Raw genomic sequence first — 19,400 nt, 5'->3', positions numbered from 1 at the left:
AATGATCACGAAGCTCACGGCGCAGGTGGTCCGAGGACGTCGGACAGCGCCTGAGCGCACCACTCCAGCAGCGCCTGGTCGCGCAGCGGCTCCCCGCCGATCCGGCGAGTGGCCGGTCGCGGCACGCTGACCTGCGAGGTGGCCGGCTTGTAGACGGCGTCCGGGTGGTATCGCTTGAGCCGCAGCTGCTTGCTGTCCGGCAGGTCCAGCGGCGAGAACCGCAGGTGTTTGCCTTGGACCGACACCTCCGTGAGCCCGTACGCCCGGGCCAGCGCCCGGAAGCGGGCCACTGCGATGAGGTTGACGACCGGGGCCGGCGGTTCGCCGTAACGGTCGGTGAGTTCGTCGACGACCGCGTCGAGTTCCTCGCCGGACCGGGCGTTGGCGATCTTGCGGTACATCTCCAGGCGCAGCCGTTCCACCTCGATGTAGTCGACCGGCAGGTGGGCGTCGACGGGAAGGTCCACCTTGACCTCGGGCGCCTCCTCGCCCTCCTCGCCGCCGACGTCGCCCTTGAACGCCTTGACCGCGTCACCGACCATGCGGACGTAGAGGTCGAAGCCGACGCCCTCGATGTGGCCGGACTGCTCGCCGCCGAGGAGGTTGCCCGCGCCCCGGATCTCCAGGTCCTTCATCGCGACGTACATGCCCGCGCCCAGCTCGGTGTGCTGGGCGATGGTCGCCAGTCGCTCGTGGGCGTGCTCGGTCAGCGGCTTCTCCGGCGGATACAGGAAGTACGCGTACGCCCGCTCCCGGCCACGGCCCACGCGACCCCGGATCTGGTGCAACTGGGCCAGCCCGAGCAGGTCGGCCCGTTCGAGGATCAGGGTGTTGGCGTTGGGGATGTCGATGCCGGATTCGATGATCGTCGTGGCGACGAGGACGTCGTACTCCTTCTCCCAGAAGCCGATCATCACCTTTTCGAGGGCTTCCTCGCCCATCTGACCGTGTGCGGTGACGACGCGGGCGTCGGGCACGAGTTCCCTGAGTCGCCGGGCCGCCTTGTCGATCGACTCGACCCGGTTGTGCAGGTAGAAGACCTGACCGTCGCGGAGCAGCTCCCGGTGGATCGCGGCGGCGACCTGCTTGTCGTCGTACGCCCCGACATAGGTCAGAACGGGATGACGCTCCTCCGGCGGGGTGGCGATGGTCGACATCTCCCGGATTCCGGTGATCGCCATTTCGAGCGTACGCGGAATCGGCGTGGCCGACATGGTCAGAACGTCCACATTGGTCCGCAGCGACTTGAGGTGTTCCTTGTGCTCCACCCCGAACCGCTGCTCCTCGTCCACCACGACGAGCCCGAGCTGCTTGAATCGGGTGGCCTGCTGCAGCAGCCGGTGCGTGCCGATGACGATGTCGGCGCTGCCCTCCGACGCCATCTCGATCGTGCGGGTGGACTCCGACGGGGTCTGGAACCGCGACAGCTGCCGGATCTGCACCGGGAACTGGGCCATCCGCTCGGAGAAGGTGTTGAAGTGCTGCTGGGCGAGCAGCGTCGTCGGGACGAGGACGGCGACCTGCTTGCCGTCCTGCACCGCCTTGAACGCCGCGCGTACGGCGATCTCGGTCTTGCCGTAGCCGACGTCGCCACAGATCAGCCGGTCCATCGGCACCGGCTTCTCCATGTCGCCCTTGACCTCCTCGATCGCGGCGAGCTGGTCTGGCGTCTCGGTGTAGGGGAAGGCGTCCTCCAGCTCCCGCTGCCACGGGGTGTCCAGACCGAACGCGTGTCCCTTGGCGCTCTGCCGCGCCGCGTACAGCTGGATGAGCTGGGCGGCGATCTCCCGAACCGCCTTTCGCGCCCGCGCCTTGGCCTTCTGCCAGTCCGAGCCGCCCATCTTGTGCAACGTCGGCTGTTCCCCGCCGACATAGCGCGACAGCTGGTCGAGGGCGTCGGTCGGAACGAAGAGCCGGTCGCCCGGCTGACCTCGCTTGGCCGGGGCGTACTCGATGACCAGGTATTCCCGCTCCGCCCCGTTGACCTGCCGCTGCACCAGCTCGACGTAGCGGCCGATGCCGTGCTGCTCGTGCACGACGTAGTCGCCCGCCCGCAGCTCCAGCGGGTCGATCGTGTTGCGCCGCCGGGACGGCATCTTGCGCATGTCCTTCGTGGACGCTCCCCGGCCGCCGGAGATGTCGGTCCCGGTGACGATCGCCAGCTGAGCGGTCTCGTCGATCAGGCCACTCGTCAGCGGGCCGGTGGTGATGAGCAGTTCGCCGGCGGCCAGGCCGGCCGCGTCGGAGAGATGCGCGCCGACGCCCGCGTCGCGCAGCACCTCGGCGGCGCGCTGGGCCGGACCGTGGCCCTCGAAGACCAGCGCCACCCGCCAGCCGTCGCGCAGCCAGCCGGTCAGGTCGTCGAGCAGCCGGGCGGTGTCGCCGTGATACAGCGGCGCGGCCTGCCCGCCCAGGGTCAGCAGCGTCGTGGTGTCGTCGCTGACCGACACCGTCTCGGGCACGTCGAGCCACGGGGTCTCGTCCCGGGCCGGCTCGCCCGAGTCCAGCCCGAACGGCGCGATCGACCACCACGACTGGCCGCGGCTCAGCGCGGCTCCGCGTACCTCGGCGAGCGTCTTGAAGGCGGCGTCGCCGGTGTCGATCGGCGCCTTGCCCGCGCCCGACTGCGCGATCGCGTCCCACGCCGCGAGCCGGAACTCATCGCTGGTACGCACAAGGTCGTGCGCCCGGGTGCGGATGCGTTCGGGATCGCACAACAGGACGACGGTCTCGCCGGGCAGGCAGTCGACGAGCAGCTCCATGCTGTGCTCGCCGGCCAGCGCCGGGGCCAGCGACTCCATCCCCTCGACGGGAATGCCCTCGGCCAGCTTCTCCAGGATCTCGGCCAGCTCGGGATGTTCGGCGAGCAGCGCCTCGGCGCGCCCCCGGACCTCCGGCGTCAGCAGCAGTTCCCGGCACGGCACCGCGACCAGCCGGTCCACCGGCTCGATCGTGCGCTGGTCGGCGACGGCGAAGGAACGGATCTCCTCGACGTCGTCGCCCCAGAACTCCACCCGCAGCGGGTGCTCCTCGGTCGGCGGGAAGACGTCGAGCAGACCACCCCGGACGGCGAACTCACCTCGCTTGGTCACCAGATCGACCCGGGCGTACGCGAGGTCGCTCAGCCGATGCGCGACCTCCTCCAAGTCGGCGCTCGTCCCCGGGGACAGCTCCACCGGCATCAGGTCGCCGAGGCCCTTCAGCTGCGGCTGGAGCAGACTGCGTACCGGTGCCACGACGACGCGCAGCGGGCCCTCCAGCTCCGGATGGGCCAGCCGGCGCAGCACCGAGAGCCGGCGGCCGACCGTGTCCGACCGAGGCGACAGCCGCTCATGCGGCAGGGTCTCCCAGCTCGGATAGGCCGCGACCTGATCCGGCGGCAGGAACGAGGACAGCGCCTCGGCCAGATCGTCCGCCTCGCGGCTGGTCGCCGTGACGGCGAGGACCGACTTGGCGCGGGCGGCCGCGGCCGCGAGGAACGGCCGCAGCGCCGCCGGCGCGGTGACGTCGACGTCCTCGGCCCCGCGGGCCAGCTCGGCGGCGCGGGCGAGGGCGGGGTCGGCGAGTGCCGCCTCCAGCAGACCGACCAGCCTCACGATGTCCCCCTTATGCGCGGCAAGACACGGCCACGCCGACTAGCCCCCCGCCCGCAACGGGTGGGGGGTAAACGCTCGGCCACCAGCCTACATTCACCGGCCGACAAGCGAGTCCGAGAGCGGCGTCACAGCGCCCGGACACATGTCGGGCAGGTAACATGCGGGCCAGGACAGCGGCGTCCGTTTCTCAGGCGCGCGCTGCGGGGACGGCATGCGATCTCCTCGCGCCGGCGCGGCAGCACCCTGGAAGGAACCGCGGTGAGCGAAGCTCGACACCCGATTGATGAGGACGACGCAGCGCTGCGCGCTGACATCCGACGCCTCGGCACCCTACTCGGCCAGACCCTGACCCGCCAGGAGGGCCAGGCGCTCCTCGACCTCGTCGAGGACGTCCGCGCCCTGGTCCGCTCCGATCCGGAAGCGGCCGCCGCCAAACTGGCCGCGCTGGACGTCGCGACCGGGACGAAGCTCGCCCGCGCGTTCTCGACCTACTTCCACCTGGCCAACGTCACCGAACAGGTGCACCGGGCGCGGGAGCTGCGCCGGGAGCGCGCCAAGCACGGCGGCTGGCTCGACCGGGCCGGCGCCATGATCGCCGAGCGGAAGGTGCCGACCGCCGAGATCGCCGCCGCCGCCCGCCGGCTCGCCGTACGCCCCGTCTTCACCGCTCACCCCACCGAGGCGGCCCGGCGGTCGATCCTGACCAAGCTGCGCAGCATCGCCGACGAGCTGGACCACGAGGCGGCCGAGGCGATGCTCTTCGGGGGCGACGTGACCCAGAAGACCGACCGCCGCCTGGCCGAGCTGCTGGACCTCCTGTGGCAGACCGACGAGCTGCGGCTCGACCGGCCCGACCCGACCGACGAGGCCCGCAACGCCGTCTACTACCTGCGCGACCTGTACGCCGACGCCGCCCCGCAGGTGCTCGACGATCTCGCCGAGACGCTGCGATCGCTGGGCGTGGAGAGCGCGCCGAACGGTCAGCCGCTCACCTTCGGGACCTGGATCGGCGGCGACCGGGACGGCAACCCGTTCGTGACTCCGGCGGTCACCCGGGACGTGCTGATCATCCAGCACGAGCACGGCATCCAGGCCACCGAGGAGGCGATGGACGAGCTGATCAATGAGATCAGCGTGTCCCGGCGGCTGCGTACGGTGTCGCTGGACCTGTCGGCCAGCCTCGCCCAGGATCTCGACGCGCTGCCGGAGGTGGACGCCCGGTTCCGCCGGGTCAACGCCGAGGAGCCGTACCGCCTGAAGGCGCGCGCCATCAAGGCCAAGCTCGCCAACACCCGGCAGCGCCTGGCCAAGGGCACGCCGCACGTCCACGGGCGCGACTACCTCGGCTCGTCCGGGCTGATCGCCGACCTGGAGCTGCTCCGGGCCTCGCTCGCACGCAACGCCGGGCAGCTGACCGCGACCGGCACCCTGGCCAGCATCATCCGCCGGGTGAGCGCATTCGGGCTCCGGCTGGCCACCATGGACGTGCGCGAACACGCCGAGGCGCACCACGCGGTGCTCGCCCAGCTCTACGCCAGCGTCGGCGAGGTCACCGACTACGCCGCACTGTCCCGCGAGGAGCGGACGGGGTTGCTGGCCCGGGAGCTGGAGAGCCGCCGCCCGCTGTCGCATGCCGACACCCCGCTGAGCGACCGGTCGCGCAAGACGTTCGACGTCTTCAGCACCATCCGGGACGCGCAGGAGCGGTTCGGGCCGGAAGTCATCGAGTCCTACATCATCTCGATGACACAGGGCGTCGACGACGTGCTCGCCGCCGCCGTCCTGGCCCGCGAGGCCGGCCTGATCGATCCGCACAACGCCAAGGCCCGGATCGGGCTCGTGCCGCTGCTGGAGACCCCGGCCGAACTGTCGGCCGGCGGGCAGCTCCTCGACGAACTGCTGCGGCTGCCGGCGTACCGGGCGGTTGTGCGCGCCCGGGGCGACGTGCAGGAGGTGATGCTCGGCTACTCCGACTCCAACAAGGAGGCCGGGATCACCACCAGCCAGTGGGGCATCCACCGGGCGCAGCGCGACCTGCGGGACGTGGCCGCCCGGCACGGCGTACGCCTGCGGCTGTTCCACGGCCGGGGCGGCACGGTCGGCCGAGGGGGCGGCCCGACCCACGAGGCGATCCTGGCCCAGCCGTACGGGACGCTCGACGGCGCGATCAAGGTGACCGAGCAGGGCGAGGTCATCTCCGACAAGTACACGCTGCCCGCGTTGGCCCGGGAGAACCTGGAGCTCACCGTGGCCGCCGTGTTGCAGGCGACGCTGCTGCACACCGCACCCCGGCAGCCGCAGGAAGACCTGGCCCGCTGGGACGCTGCGATGGACGCCGTCTCCGACGCGGCCTTCCGGGCGTACCGGGATCTCGTCGAGGACCCGCTGCTGCCGGAGTACTTCTGGGCAGCCACCCCGACTGAGCTGCTGGGCGCGCTCAACATCGGCTCCCGCCCGGCCAAGCGGCCGGACTCCGGCGCGGGGCTCAGCGGCCTACGGGCCATCCCGTGGGTGTTCGGCTGGACGCAGTCGCGCCAGATCGTCCCCGGCTGGTACGGCGTCGGCAGCGGCCTGCGAGCCGCCCGGGAGGCCGGGCTGTTCGACACCCTCACCGACGCGCATTCCCGGTGGCACTTCTTCCGGACCTTCCTCTCCAATGTGGAGATGATGCTGACCAAGACCGATCTGACGATCGCGCGCAGCTACGTCGCGACGCTGGTGCCGGAGCGGCTGCACCACATCTTCGGCAAGATCGAGGCCGAGTACGCGCGTACCGTCGAGGAGGTCCTGGCGATCACCGGCGAGACGCAGGTTCTGGAGGCCCAGCCGGTGCTGGCCCGGACGCTGGCCGTCCGCGACACCTATCTGGAGCCGTTGCACCACCTTCAGGTGGCGCTGTTGCGCCAGTACCGCGACACCGGGACCAGGTCGTCCGCCACGCCCGGCGGCGGACGCGCGCCGAGCACCGATCCGACGCTGGAGCGGGCACTGCTCACCACGGTCAACGGCATCGCCGCCGGTCTCCGCAATACCGGCTGACACCGGCTGGCCCGATCGCAGCGCCACGGTCGAGCTGGCACACTAGTCATCTCGATACGAGCACGACAGGAGGCGACGTGGACCGGTTCGAGTGGGCCCTCACCGATGAGGATCTGGCCGGCGCGCCCGCCCACACGCCCGAACCGGTCGAACTCGCCGATCTGCAGATGCTGCTCGCCGGGGCGTACGCACCGTTGGACGGGTTCATGAGCCGGTCCGACTGCGCCGCGGTCGAGCAGCACGGGCGGCTGCCCCAGGACGGGGTGTGGCCGGTGATCACGCTCGTCGTCCCGGACGCGGCGGTACGCCCCGAGGCGAAGGCGGTCGTGCTGACCGACCCGGAGGGCGCGCCGATCGGTGCGCTGCACATCGCCGAGCGGTGGCCTGCCCGCCGACCGGGGCACAGCCACCTGGCCGGGGCGGTACGCGCGTACGGCGACGGCGGGCTGCCGTTCCACCGCTATCGGCTGTCCGCCGCCGAAGCTCGCCATCACCTCCAGGCCGGAAGGGTCCTCGGCTTCTACGCCGACCGCCCGCTGCACCGGCCCCAACTGGCCCAGCTGCTGCACACGGCCCGGCAGCTCAGCGCGCAGATCGTGCTGCTGGTGCCGGTGGCCGAGCCGGGCCCGGACGGGCTGGAGCAGCATGCGCTGCTGCGGTGCGTACTCGCGGCGGCGGAGCGCCTGCCGGACCCGCTGGTCGTCGCCATCCCGCTGCATCGGCGTGAGGACCAGTTCGCCGACGGCGCGCTGCGGGCTCGGGTCGCCGCGGCGTACGGGGTCACCCACCTGCTGTCCACCGCCGAGACCATCGCCGGCCGGGGTCCCCGCGTCCTCGTGCCGCGCTCACTCGCGTACGACACGCGGGACGGGCAGTGGCGGGACGCCAACGACGTGAACCCGCGGTTCGCCCGGCTGCCGCTGACCCCGGACGAGATCGCCCAGCTGCTCGACGACGGCGAGACGCTGCCCGAGTGGCACACCCCGCCGGGGGTCGCCCGGGAGCTGGCCAAGGCCCGGCCGCCCCGTCGACAGCGGGGTCTGGTCCTCTTCTTCACCGGCCTGTCCGGCTCCGGGAAGTCCACTGTGGCGCACGGGGTGGCCGAAGTGCTCCGCGAGGAGGGCGAGCGCAGCATCACCATGCTCGACGGCGACGTCGTACGCCGGGAGCTGAGCAAGGGCCTCGGCTTCGGCAAGGACGACCGGGACCTGAACATCCGCCGGATCGGGTTCGTCGCGGCCGAGGTCGCCCGGCACGGCGGGGTCGCCATCGCCTGCCCGATCGCACCCTACGCCGCGGCCCGCGCGGGCGCCCGGGCGATGGCCCGCACCGCCGGGGCGGACTTCATCCTCGTCCACGTCGCGACCCCGCTGGAAGTCTGCGAGAAGCGCGACCGAAAGGGCCTGTACGCCAAGGCCCGGGCCGGTCTGATCCGCGGCATGACCGGCGTCGACGACCCGTACGAGGCGCCCACCGACGCGGAGCTGACCATCGACACCAGTCAGGGCACGGTCGAGGACGCCGTCGACGAGGTCCTCGACTACCTCGTCAACGGCGGCTGGATCAGCCTCCCGGAGTCCTGACCGCCGTCGGGCTCGGCCGCTGGGACTCGACCTGCGGCTCGACCCGGAAGACCGGCAGTCGGCCCAGCTCTCGGTAGGCCGCCAGGCCTTCCGCCGTCACGTGCACCCGGGAGTCCCGCCCGACCTGGTTGCTCGGCGTCTCGAAGTAGATCAGCGCCTTGACCCGGGGGAACAGGTCGATCTGCCGCCCGACGCTGCGGAAGAAGTCGGCCGGGTGCCCGCGATTGACCGGCGAGTACCAGAGCCCCCACTCGGCCACCATCAGCGGCTTGTTCGGGAACTGCTTGGCCGCCCAGGAGTAGAAGCCGGGCCAGTCCGGGTGGGTGCTCGACCGTCGGTTCATCATCTCGGCGAAGTCGCCGTAGCCGTACCCGGGATCGCTATAGGCGTACGCGTCCCAGGCGACCCAGTCCACGACGTCGTCGCCCGGATAGAGATCCGGGAACCAGGACTTGGTGTTCCAGGGGATGTAAGCCATGTAGCAGACGACCGAGATCAGGTTCGTCACGCCTTCGGCCCGCAGTCGCTGCACGACGTGCCGGAACGCCGCCGCATAGTCTCGCGCGGTCATCCCGAGCAGCGGATTCGCGCGTACGTCGTCCTCGGGCTCGTGGTGCATGGTGAAGAAGAAGGGCTCCGGGTAGGCCGTCTTGATGTGGGCGGCCAGCCGGTCCAGGTAATCGTCGGCCCAGGGGTCGCCGTTCGCGATCTCGCGCCAGGTCGCCTTCACCGGCTTCCAGTTCAGCATCAGCATCCGCGGGCTGCGCGGATCTCGGGCCAGGCTGATCTCCTCGGCCGTGGGGAACATCTGGTCCCCCCGGTGGTACGCGTGATAGACCGCCTGCGGCCGCTGGGTGAGGTTCTCGAAGGTACGCAGGGCGGTGGCCCGGCTGACCGAAGTGTGTGCCCCCGGCGCCACTCCCCAGAGCACCCCACAGTCCGGTACGCCCAACGCACCGAGGCGGCAGTCGGGTTCGGACGGCGTACTGCCGCTCGGGCTCGGTGACCCCGGCCGACTCGGGGACGCCGACGCACTCGGGGACGGGCTCAGCGAATCCGACGGGCTGGGCGACACTGACGGGCTGGGGGACACCGAAGAGCTCGGCGTGACAGACGGACTGGCCGAGTCCGACGGCGAACCGGTCACCGTCGGCGACACCGAGGGCGGCGGCGTGTCGGACGGCGACGGCGAGTCCGAAGGCGACGGTTCCACCGGCGACGCCGACGGGCTGTCCGACGGTGCGTCCGACGGGCTGTCGGACAGACTGGGAGCTGGACTTTCGGACGGGCTGGCCGCCGGAATCGGGGAGACCGTCGGCTCACCTGGAGTCGGCGAGGGCGGCGGAGGCGGCGACGGCTCCTCGGTCGCGCTCGCGGTGGCGTACGCACCGTCGCCGGTGGACGGCTGCCAGTAGGGCGCGGCCTCCGCCGGCAACCAGCCCGGCAGTTGCAGGTAGCGCAGGGCGGTGCTCGGCGGCGCGACGATCAGCGAGCCGGGCAGCCGTTTCAGCGGGCTCGCCGACGGACGTGGTCCCGTGCTCCATTGCAGAGTCAGCGTCGGCGGCCGGTTCGCGCGGCTCTCCTGGGCGTCGAATACGCCGATCGCGTCGCTCGTCGGGGCGGTCACCGCGAACGCGTACTCGCCGGAGGAGCGGAGGACGCTCGTGACGTCGAAGTGGACCGCGGCCTCGAAGCCGGTGGGGAACACGGAGCCGACCACCTTGCCGAGCCGGGGCGCGGACCGCGCGTCGAGCCGGCTCGCCTGCCAGTCCGCCCACGGCACGACGCTGAGTTCGACGACTCCCGGCAGGCGTCCGCTGTGCCGGGCCAGCCAGAGTTCGGCGTGGGCGGGCGGCGCTCCGGACGGCAGGTCGACGCGGAACTTGAGGTAGCTGACGGCGGCCCCGCCGTCCCACCCGCCCGCCGCCAGCAGGTCCACGCTTTCGGGTTGCGGGGTGTCGAGCGAGACCGGCGCGAAGTCGCGGACTGAGACGTCCTCTGCGACCGGCACGATGCGGGGCCGGTCCGACACTCGGCCCCCGACCACCCCGATCGCGGCCGCCGCCGTCACCGCGGCGGCAGCCAGCAGCGCCACCCGCGCGGACTGCTTTCCGTGACCGGATCTGCCCATCGCGGTGCCTCCCTCCGCCAGTCGAGAGAACGCACTGATTGCTGGCTTTGATCCTATTCGCGACACACAGTGGCCTAAAGGGGTAAACGTCCAGAAAAGTCGGCCCTTCGCGGAAATCGTGCAGCGACACGCCCAGCAAATCCGGACATACAGCCTGTTTTCCGGAGTTACGTCAGCCCGCCCGTGCCGTTTACCTCTCAGGGGCCTCCTCCTTCTCCCCGCCCCGCCGACCCCGCACGCCGTCATCCGCACGCGAAAGGCCCGCCCATGGACGCCGCTCATCCCGGGTCGATGGACCTCTCCGACTATCTCGGGCTGGTCCGTCGGCACTGGTGGGTCGTCCTGCTGCTGACCGCCGTCGGCGTGGCGGGCGCCGCCGCCGTCACCCGTACGCTGCCGCGCGAGTACGTCTCCAGCACGTCGGTCCTGGTCCAGCCCTCGGGTGGGGACGCGAACGCCGCTGGTGGCCGGACCAAGGGCGAGATCAACCTCGACACCGAGGCGCAGCTGGTGCGCTCGACGCAAGTCGCCGCCACCGCCGCCGAGCTGCTGCGGACGAAGGCGGATCCCCGGGACCTGGCCCGTGGGGTGTCGGTGGAGGTTCCGCCGAACACCACCGTCCTGCAGATCAAGTACGCCGCGCGTACGCCTGAACTGGCCCAGGCGGGCTCGCACGCCTTCGCGGAGGCGTACCTGCGCAGCCGGGAGGAGAACGCGCACTACGACCTGGACACCCAGATCAAGGCGCTCAACGCCAAGCTGAAGCAGCTGTCGGCGCAGCTCGGCCAGGTGATCACCAAGCTGGGCAAGCTGTCCGGCGACGCCCCGAACCGACCGACCCTCGACAGCCAGCGGACCACCCTGCAGACCCAGATCAACCAGCTGAACGGCAAGCTCAACGGGCTGTCGACGACGGCGGTGAGCGCGGGCCGGATCATCAGCGACGCCGGGCTGCCGAACCGTCCGCGCAAGCCGGATCTGAAGATCAACCTGGCCGGTGGCTCGGTCCTCGGAGCCCTGCTCGGATTGCTGGCCGCGGCTCTGCGGCACCGCCTCGACCGGCGCGTACGCCGAGCGGGTGACGTCTGGCGCCGAGCCGACGTTCCGGTGCTCGCCGAGGTGATCGGGCGGGCCAGGCCCCGGCTGGACGACGTCTTCCCCCCGTACGGCAGCGGCGGCCGGATCTTCAACCGGCTGCGGAACGAGGTCGTGGCCGCGATCGCCGCCGTCGTCCCGCCCACCGACGACACCCGCGGCCGGGCCGTCGTCGTGACCGGCGCCAGCCGGGGGCCGTCGGCCACCCTGGTCGCGGCCAACCTCGCGACCGCGCTCGCGCGTACGGGCAGCGAAGTCGTGCTCGTCGGCGCGCACCAGCCGGATCTGCTGGTCGGGGTCGCCCCGCTGGCGGGGATGGTGGGGGTGCAGCCGACCCCCGGGCTCTCCGACGTCATCTGCGGCCGGGTCGCGCTGTCCACCGCGCTGCAGCGCGCTCCGCGTACGCCCCACCTGCGGGTGCTCGCCACCGGCGCGACCGCCAGCGCGGCCGGCCTGTTGCAGTCCCAGGCGCTGCGGGACATCCTCGCCCACCTGCGTACGCAGTGTGACTATCTGATCATCGAGGCCCCCTCGACGGAGGCCAGCGCGGACGCCCAGAGCCTGGCCGGAGTCGCCGACGCGGCCATCGTCGCGATCGAACTCCGGCGTACGCGCTACCCGCAGGTCGCCGACGCCGCCGAGCAGCTGCGCCGGGTCGGCACCGTCCTGCTGGGTTCGGTAGTCGTGCCGCGGCTCAAGCCCTTCGTGCCGACGCCGACTCCGGCCCCCACGACGCCGCCGTCCGCCGCCCTGGTCGAGGACACCCAGCACTTCCAGCGCCTCGACGACGCCAAGCTCGCCGAGCTCGACGCCGAGCGGAGCGTGGCGTGACCGTCGCCGCCCCGAACCGTGGGCGCTGGATCAGGGATCCAGGTCGAATCTTGAGGCAAGATTCGACCTGGATCCCTGATCCAGCGCAGAACACGAGCGGCCGGGTGCTCAGGGGAACGGGGTGGCCGCTGGTCGCGCTGTTGGCGTTGTATCCGGTGTGGTGGGTGCTCGGCCTCGGCGTCTTGATCTTTCCGATCCTCGCGGTGCCGATGGCCGTCCAGCTGGCGAAGCAACACCGGCGTGGGGAGGCGGTCAAGCTGCCGCCGGGCTTCCCGCTCTGGCTCCTTTTCCTGGGCGCGGTGGTCGTAGGGGTGGCGGTGCTCGGGGCCGACCCCGACGGCGTGGTCGCGGCGGGCGCGGCCGAGCGGATCACCGGCGTCGCGTTCCGCCTGATCGAGTACGTCGCGCTCACGATCCTGCTGATCCACACGGGAAACCTGCCGACCGGCACGTTCTCCCAGGCCCGCCTGGTCAAGCTGCTGGCCTGGTTGTTCGTGGTCACCGTGGCCGGCGGGCTGCTGGGCACGTTCGCCGGGCACTTCGGCTTCACGTCGCCGGTCGAGCTGCTGCTGCCACCGGGCGTGCGCAGCAAGGGCTTCATCAAGTCGCTGGTCCACCCTTACGCCGCGCAGATCATGGACATCGTCGGCGACCCGCAGCCGCGTCCGGCCGCGCCGTGGGGCTACACCAACACCTGGGGCAACAACTTCTGCCTGCTCGTCGTCTGGTTCGCCGTCGCGGTCCGGTCCGCGGTCACCCGGCGGGTCACGGCCGCGGCGCTCGCACTGCTGGTGGTCGCGGCCGTTCCGGTCGTCCACTCGCTCAATCGGGGCCTCTGGATCGGCCTCGGGGTCACCGTCGCCTACGTGGCGGTACGCCAGGCGCAGTCGGGCCGCCTGGGCATGCTTCTGGCCGGGGCGGCCACCGCCGCCGCGTTGGCCGGCGTACTGGCGGTGACGCCGCTCGGCGACGTCGTCGGCAAGCGCCTCGAGAACGGCAAGTCCAACGGCGTACGCATGTATCTGACCGAACGGGCGCTGGACGGTTTCCGCCAGTCGCCCCTGGTCGGGTTCGGTTCCACCCGTAACACGCTCGGCGGGCGGCAGTCGATCGCGGTCGGCGAGAGCGCCGCCTGCGAACGCTGCGGCAACTTCACCGTCGGCGGCAACGGCCAGCTCTGGCAACTGCTGTTCGCGCACGGAGCCGTCGGAGCCATCGGCTACCTGGGCTTCTTCGGCTACGGGCTCTGGCGGTTCCGCCGCGACCGCACGCCGATCGGGATCGCGGGCCAGGCCGCGATCGTGGGGACCTTCGTCGCGATGTTCTGGTACAACTCGCTGGTCACCCCGCTGGCCTTCACCTTCCTGGCCTACGCGCTGCTCTGGCGCGCAACCCTCCCGAAAACGACTTCCGATCGGGGTGTCGCATGAGTCCGGTGACCACCGCTCCGGCCCAGCTGACCGTGGCCGACGCGCAACTACGCCATCAGTACCTCGCCGAAGTCCTCGACCTGTTGTATCCGGCGCCCTGCTCGCTCACCGGCGAAGGGTCCGACCGGGTCGCGGAGTATCTCGTCGTTCCACACGCTCGGCGTCCGAAGCTGCTGATCCCGACGGGGTCGCGCCGGGTCGCCGCCGCCGCCGTACGCCGGTTCGCCGAGCCCCAGACCCGGCTCGCCAAGCTCAAACGGGACGCCGTCGTGGCGGCGCTGCGTACCGGGGCCTGGCCCGCCCTCCTGCGTGACCGCGTACGCATCAACGCGCCGTCGCCCGGGGTGGACTCCATCGACAGTTACCTGGAGCAGCACCTTCAGGCGCCGCTGAGCATCAGCATCCACATCGGACCGGCGCGGGCCAACCGGAAGCCGGTGCTGCAGTTGCTCACGCCGACCGGGCGTACGTTCGGCTTCGCCAAGCTGGGCACCGGCGCGTTGACCCGCCGTCTCGTCCGGGCGGAGACCGCGGCGCTGACGGCGTTGTCGCACATCGACCTCAAGGAGGTCGCCGTCCCGCGCGTACTCCACACCGGGCAGTGGCACGGGCACCAGGTCCTGGTGCAGTCCGCGTTGCCGATCTGGCGGGATCGCGTACCCCTCGGGCCGGAAAGGCTGACCACCGCGATGCTGGAGGTGGCCCGGGCGGTGGGGACCACGCGCGGCTGGCTGGCCACCAGCCCTTACTGGGCCGACCTACGCAACCGCCTCGTGCAGGTGGCCGACCACGCCGACGGCGCGCCGCTGCTGGACGCCGCACGGACCTTGATCGACCGCAGCGGTGACGTGCCGCTGACCTACGGTGCCTGGCACGGCGACTGGGCGCCCTGGAACATGGCCTGCGTCGAGGGCGACACCGGGTCCGACGTTCTGGTGTGGGACTGGGAACGGTTCACCCCGGGCGTCCCGATGGGCTTCGACGCCCTCCACTACGAGTTGCAGCGCCGCGTCCAGCAGGACGCCGACGCACGGGCCTGCGTGGCCGACGTGGTCGCGCAGGCCGCCACGCTGCTCGATCCGTTCGACGTGATCCCCGACGGACGGGAGGTCACCGCGCTGCTCTACCTCGTCGACCTCGCCGCCCGTTATCTGGCCGACCGCCAGGCCGAGGCGGGTGCGCGCCTCGGCGTCCTCGGCACCTGGCTGCTCCCCGTGCTCATCGACCGCGTCCGGAGGCTGACGTGAACTCCAGCACCGTGCCCGAACCCGTCAAACGCATCATCCACGCCGGATCCCGCTCGTTCGGCCGGCTCACCGCCGGCTCCCGCATGCTGCCGTCGTTCCTCATCTGCGGCGGTCAGCGATGCGGGACGACGTCGCTCTACCGGGCGCTCTCCCAGCACCCGTTGGTGCTCAAGGCGGTACTGCACAAGGGCGTGCACTACTTCGACACCAACTACCACCGCGGGCCGGACTGGTACCGCGCGCACTTCCCGCTGCGCCGGGCGGCCGAGAAGCTGCTCGACGAGCACGGCTACCCCGGGCAGACCTTCGAGTCCAGCCCGTACTACCTCTACCACCCGCACGCGGCCGCCCGAATCGCCCGCGACCTGCCGGGCGTACGCGTGATCGTGCTCGTGCGGGATCCGGTCGAGCGGGCGTACTCGCAGCACGCCCACGAAGTGGCCCGGGGATTCGAGCTGGAAGCCGACTTCGCCCGCGCGCTCTCCCTCGAACCGAGCCGGCTACGGGGGCAGCAGGCGCGGCTGACCGCCGACCCGTTCGCGTACTCGTTCGCCCATCAGCACCACGCCTACCGAGCGCGGGGCGAGTACGCCATCGCCCTGGAACAGATGGCGCATCAGCTCGGCCGGGACAACATCCTCGTGCAGGAGGCGGAGGAGTTCTTCACCGACCCGAAGACGGTCTACGAACGCGTACAGGACTTCCTGGGCCTGCCACACCTCGGCTTCCCCGAGTTCGAGCAGCACAACGCCCGGCCGCGCGACACCGAACTGCCCGACGAGATCCGCGCCGAACTCCGGGCGCACTTCGCTCCGCACGACGCGGCGTTGACCGCCTGGCTTGGGCGTACGCCTGCCTGGCGAGCATGACCACAGAGAACCCGACACGCACCCAGGCGCCTTCGCAGCGCGGACCCGGTTCGCGCGGCGACGCGCTGACCTCGACCGCGCGCGGCGGCGTCGCGAACCTGCTGGGCGCGGGCCTGGCCGGGATCGCGGGCCTCGGCGTGACCTGGCTGGTCGCGCGCGGGCTCGGGGCCGAGCAGGCGGGTTCGTTCTTCGCGGCCACGGCCGCGTTCACCCTGGTGGGCGGGGTGGCTCGGCTCGGCACCGTGACCGGGCTGGTGTACTGGCCGGCCCGGCTGCGCGCGCTGTCCACACCCGAGCTGATCGGGGCGTGCCTGCGCGTGTCGCTGCTGCCGGTCTTCCTCGCGGGGCTGGTGCTGACGCTGGCCACCTACTGGCTGGCACCCGTCCTGACCCCCGAGTACGCCGAACCGCTGCGCGCGCTGGCGTTCTTCCTGCCGCTCGCCGCGCTCGCGGACGCCCTGCTGGCCGCTACCCGCGGCTACCGGCAGATGCGCCCGACCGTCCTGCTCGAAAAGATCACCCGGCCGACGCTGCAGCTGCTCCTGCTGGCTTCGGCCTTCCTCATGGGCGCACCGGTGGTCCTCTGGGCGATCGCCTGGGCCGCGCCATACCTGCCGGTCTGCGCGGCTGCCGGATACCTGCTGTGGCGGCTGACCCGTCGGCCACGCCCGCGGCCTCGGTCACTGCGCGACCTCACCCTGGGCGTCGCCCGCTCCTTCCGCGCTGGATCAGGGTTCTCGGTCGAATCTTGGGCCATGATTCGACCGAGAACCGTGATCCAGCGCCAAGACGGCGCGGGGATGGGATGGCGGTTCTGGCGGTTCACCGCGCCCCGGGCGCTCGCCAACGTCGCGCAGACCGCGCTCCAGCGCATCGACGTCCTGCTGGTCGCGGCGCTCGCCGGGCTGGCTCCGGCTGCGGCCTACTCCGTCGCGGGCCGGTTCGTCGTCGTCGGTCAGCTCGCCAACGGCGCGATCTCCCAGGCGGTGCAGCCGCGGCTGGCCGAGGCGCTCGCGGTCGGCGACCTGCCCACCGCCCGGCGGCTGTACCAGACCGCGACCGGCTGGCTCATCCTCACCTCCTGGCCGCTGCACCTGACCGTCCTCCAGTACGCCGGGGACTACCTGGGCCTGTTCGGCGCGCACTACCGCCAAGCCGTCCCGGTCGTCCGCGTTCTGGCGCTGGCGATGCTGCTGGCCACGGGGTGCGGCATGGTCGACATGGTGCTCGCCATGGGCGGGCGCACCGTGTGGAACCTCGTCAACGTGCTCGCGGCCCTGACCGCGATGGTCGCCGTGGATCTCCTCCTCATCCCGGCTCTCGGCATCGCCGGCGCGGCCCTCGGGCTGGCCTGCGCGGTCGCCGTGAACAACCTGCTGCCCCTCGCCCAGATCGTGGTCACGATGCGGCTGCACCCCTTCGGCGGCGACACCCTCGCCGCCGCGCTGCTGACCTCCGTCAGCTTCGGCGCGGTGCCGGCCGCGCTGCACGCGTCCCCGCCCTGGCTGGCCATCGGAGCCGGGGCGGTCGCGTACCTGCTGGGGGTGGTGCTGCTGCGCCGCCGCCTGCCCCTGACCCCACTGAGCCGGCGGGCCTGACAACACTCGAGGAGAACCATGCGCACCGACTACACCCAGATCTTCCAGGACTCCGCGGCGGTGGAGAAATACGAGCACATCGTGTACGCCCCGGACAGCTACTGGTCGGCGATCAACCGGCGGCAGCGGGAGTATCTGCGGGGCCTCGCCCGCCGGGCGTTCCCCTACCGGCGTCCCGTCCAGCACGACTTCGCCTGCGGGACCGGCCGGGCCATCCGCATCCTCCACGGGCTGGTCCGCGGCGCGCACGGTTACGACACCAGCGCGGCCATGCTGGCCAAGGCGCAGGAGGTCGGCGCGTACGCCGTGATGCACCAGATCGACGAGACCGGTCCGGTGCCGACCCCGGTCCCGACCGACGCCCCGGCGCTGGTGACCGTGTTCCGCCTGCTCCTCAACGTCGACGAGGCGGTACGCGACCGGGCGATCGCCTTCGCCGCCCAGGTCCTGTCGCACTACGACGCCGGACTCCTCGTTGTCGAGAACCACGGCAACGCCCACTCACTGCGGCACCTGCGTCACCGCCGGCACGGCGCGAAGCCCTGGTTCGCCGAGTTGTCCCACGACGACGTGGCGACCATCCTCGACCGGCACGGCTTCACCATCGTCGAGCAGCGCGGCTTCGCCCTCTTCACGCAGGGCTGGTACGGACGCCGGTGGCTGCGCCCGATCGCGCAGTTCGTGGACGACCTGGCCACCCGGGTCGGCCTCGCCGGCCGGTACGCCGTCAACGTGCTCTACATCGCCCGGCGTACCCGGCCGACCTTGGGCGCCTTGGCCAGCGGCGACCTGACGTCGACCGTGTCCGCCACCCCGCCTGCCCCGCCCGCCCCGTCGGCCGCGTCCGCCTCGCCCGCTCCGGAGCCTTCCGAGGAGACCGAGGGACCGCGCCGCGACCCGGACGCGGAGAGCTGGTGAGGCGTCTCCTCGCCCTGGTGGCGGTCGGATTGCTGGCTTTGACGGCATGTTCGCCGCCGCCCGGGAAGCCGGCGCCCGAGCCGTCCACTCTGGACAAGGTGACGCCCCATCCCGGGCCGTACGCCGGTGGCGCGGTCACTCCGCCCGCCACCGGCGCCTGGCTCGGCGCGTGGGTCCGGCCGGCCCAGCTCACCCAGGCCGGCCGGATCGCTGCCGTACGCCACTACGAGGAGTCGCTCGGCCGCCGGCTGCGGATCGTCAACACATACCGGCGAATCGACGAGCCGTTCGACACCTTCAGCGACCGCCAGCTGGGCCGCAAAGGCAGCACGCTCATGCTCAGCTGGGCCACCGGCGACACCCGCTCGATCACCCTCGGCCACAGCGACCGCGTGCTGCGTACGCGGGCTGCCGAACTGCGCCGCTTCGGCGACCCGGTCCTGCTGCGCGTCCGCTGGGAGATGGACCGGCCGAACCTGGCCGCCACGATGTGGAGCGCCGAGGACTACATCGCCGCCTGGCGGCACATCCGGGCGGTGTTCGCCGAAGAAGGCGTACGCAACGTCGCCTGGGTGTGGTGCCCCACCGCCGAAGGCTTCGCCGCCGGGCGGGCGGCCTCGTTCTACCCGGGCGACGACACCGTCGACTGGATCTGCGTCGACGCGTACGCCGGAAGCAAGCTGGCGTCGCTGCAAGACCTGCTGACGCCGTTCCTCGCCTGGGCCGCCCAGCACCCGAAACCCATCGTCGTCGGAGAGTTCGGCGTCGCCCGCACGTGGGGACCCACCGTGCGTACGCGGTGGCTGCGGGAGGCGGCCGACTTCGTCCGGGACTGGCCGCAGATCAAAGCGGTGGCGTACTTCGAATCCGATCCGGACGGCAACGGGGCGAACGGGCAGTTCCGGCTGGGCGGCGACCCCGCCGAGTTCGCCGCCTTCCGCTCCGCCTTCACCACCCTCACCCCTTAGCGCCGCACGATTGGGCGCTGGATCAGGGTTCTCGGTCGAATCTTGGTCCAATAATAATACCGGAAACCCGATCAACTCCGAGTGGGTTTTTAAAA

At 71.7% G+C, this 19,400-nt stretch carries 11 protein-coding genes; 9 read left to right on the top strand and 2 right to left on the bottom strand.

All coding sequences use genetic code 11. The features are described from left to right. Nucleotides 1-14: 14 nt before the first annotated feature. Entirely contained in the window at nt 15-3,596 is a 3,582-nt protein-coding gene (gene mfd / locus AB0H43_RS07315; protein ID WP_359997908.1) for a transcription-repair coupling factor, read from the bottom strand. A gap of 258 nt (nt 3,597-3,854) precedes the next feature. On the opposite strand from mfd, the gene ppc reads away from it, so the two are divergent. Together ppc and cysC are read left to right on the top strand one after the other, a co-directional pair. Next, nucleotides 3,855-6,635, top strand: a complete 2,781-nt coding sequence (ppc, locus tag AB0H43_RS07310) for a phosphoenolpyruvate carboxylase (RefSeq protein ID WP_359997905.1) — start codon at nt 3,855-3,857, stop codon at nt 6,633-6,635. 77 nt (nt 6,636-6,712) lie between these two features. Continuing rightward, a complete protein-coding gene (cysC, locus tag AB0H43_RS07305) occupies nt 6,713-8,218 on the top strand; it encodes an adenylyl-sulfate kinase (protein WP_359997902.1) in 1,506 nt (501 codons plus the stop codon). On the opposite strand, the gene AB0H43_RS07300 is transcribed toward cysC, so the two are convergent. Beyond that, on the bottom strand, nt 8,199-10,349 hold the full coding sequence (locus tag AB0H43_RS07300; protein ID WP_359997900.1) for a hypothetical protein: 2,151 nt from the start codon (nt 10,347-10,349) through the stop codon (nt 8,199-8,201). The genes cysC and AB0H43_RS07300 overlap by 20 nt on opposite strands. 291 nt (nt 10,350-10,640) lie before the next feature. On the opposite strand from AB0H43_RS07300, the gene AB0H43_RS07295 reads away from it, so the two are divergent. The 7 genes from AB0H43_RS07295 to AB0H43_RS07265 are packed head-to-tail and all read left to right on the top strand — an operon-like array spanning nt 10,641 to nt 19,305. After that, the gene (locus tag AB0H43_RS07295; protein WP_359997897.1) at nt 10,641-12,275 is read left to right on the top strand and encodes a Wzz/FepE/Etk N-terminal domain-containing protein; all 1,635 of its coding nucleotides are present in this window, start codon (nt 10,641-10,643) and stop codon (nt 12,273-12,275) included. A gap of 50 nt (nt 12,276-12,325) precedes the next feature. Next, nucleotides 12,326-13,705, top strand: a complete 1,380-nt coding sequence (locus AB0H43_RS07290; protein ID WP_359997894.1) for a hypothetical protein — start codon at nt 12,326-12,328, stop codon at nt 13,703-13,705. Continuing rightward, nucleotides 13,702-14,952 carry a hypothetical protein gene (locus AB0H43_RS07285; protein ID WP_359997891.1) on the top strand — a complete coding sequence of 417 codons (1,251 nt, stop codon included), beginning with the start codon at nt 13,702-13,704 and terminating at the stop codon, nt 14,950-14,952. The genes AB0H43_RS07290 and AB0H43_RS07285 overlap by 4 nt, the downstream gene beginning before the upstream one ends. Then, nucleotides 14,949-15,821, top strand: a complete 873-nt coding sequence (locus tag AB0H43_RS07280) for a sulfotransferase domain-containing protein (RefSeq protein WP_359997888.1) — start codon at nt 14,949-14,951, stop codon at nt 15,819-15,821. The genes AB0H43_RS07285 and AB0H43_RS07280 overlap by 4 nt, the downstream gene beginning before the upstream one ends. Next, the gene (locus AB0H43_RS07275; RefSeq protein WP_359997885.1) at nt 15,818-17,419 is read left to right on the top strand and encodes an oligosaccharide flippase family protein; all 1,602 of its coding nucleotides are present in this window, start codon (nt 15,818-15,820) and stop codon (nt 17,417-17,419) included. The genes AB0H43_RS07280 and AB0H43_RS07275 overlap by 4 nt, the downstream gene beginning before the upstream one ends. A gap of 18 nt (nt 17,420-17,437) precedes the next feature. Beyond that, entirely contained in the window at nt 17,438-18,337 is a 900-nt protein-coding gene (locus tag AB0H43_RS07270; RefSeq protein WP_359997883.1) for an SAM-dependent methyltransferase, read from the top strand. Further along, nucleotides 18,334-19,305, top strand: a complete 972-nt coding sequence (locus AB0H43_RS07265) for a glycosyl hydrolase (RefSeq protein WP_359997881.1) — start codon at nt 18,334-18,336, stop codon at nt 19,303-19,305. The genes AB0H43_RS07270 and AB0H43_RS07265 overlap by 4 nt, the downstream gene beginning before the upstream one ends. The last annotated feature ends 95 nt before the right edge of the window (nt 19,306-19,400 follow it).

Origin of the sequence: Hamadaea sp. NPDC050747, from assembly GCF_040654195.1 — a bacterium.
In the GTDB taxonomy this organism is placed as follows: Bacteria; Actinomycetota; Actinomycetes; order Mycobacteriales; family Micromonosporaceae; genus Hamadaea.
This window is presented reverse-complemented; position numbering and strand designations above follow the sequence as displayed.

Bases quoted from the DNA above. Each gene is read 5' to 3' on its own strand.
- AB0H43_RS07300 (WP_359997900.1), bottom strand. From the start codon at position 10,349: ATGGGCAGATCCGGTCACGGAAAGCAGTCCGCGCGGGTGGCGCTGCTG.
- AB0H43_RS07295 (WP_359997897.1), top strand. From the start codon at position 10,641: ATGGACCTCTCCGACTATCTCGGGCTGGTCCGTCGGCACTGGTGGGTC.
- AB0H43_RS07285 (WP_359997891.1), top strand. From the start codon at position 13,702: ATGAGTCCGGTGACCACCGCTCCGGCCCAGCTGACCGTGGCCGACGCG.
- AB0H43_RS07275 (WP_359997885.1), top strand. From the start codon at position 15,818: ATGACCACAGAGAACCCGACACGCACCCAGGCGCCTTCGCAGCGCGGA.
- AB0H43_RS07270 (WP_359997883.1), top strand. From the start codon at position 17,438: ATGCGCACCGACTACACCCAGATCTTCCAGGACTCCGCGGCGGTGGAG.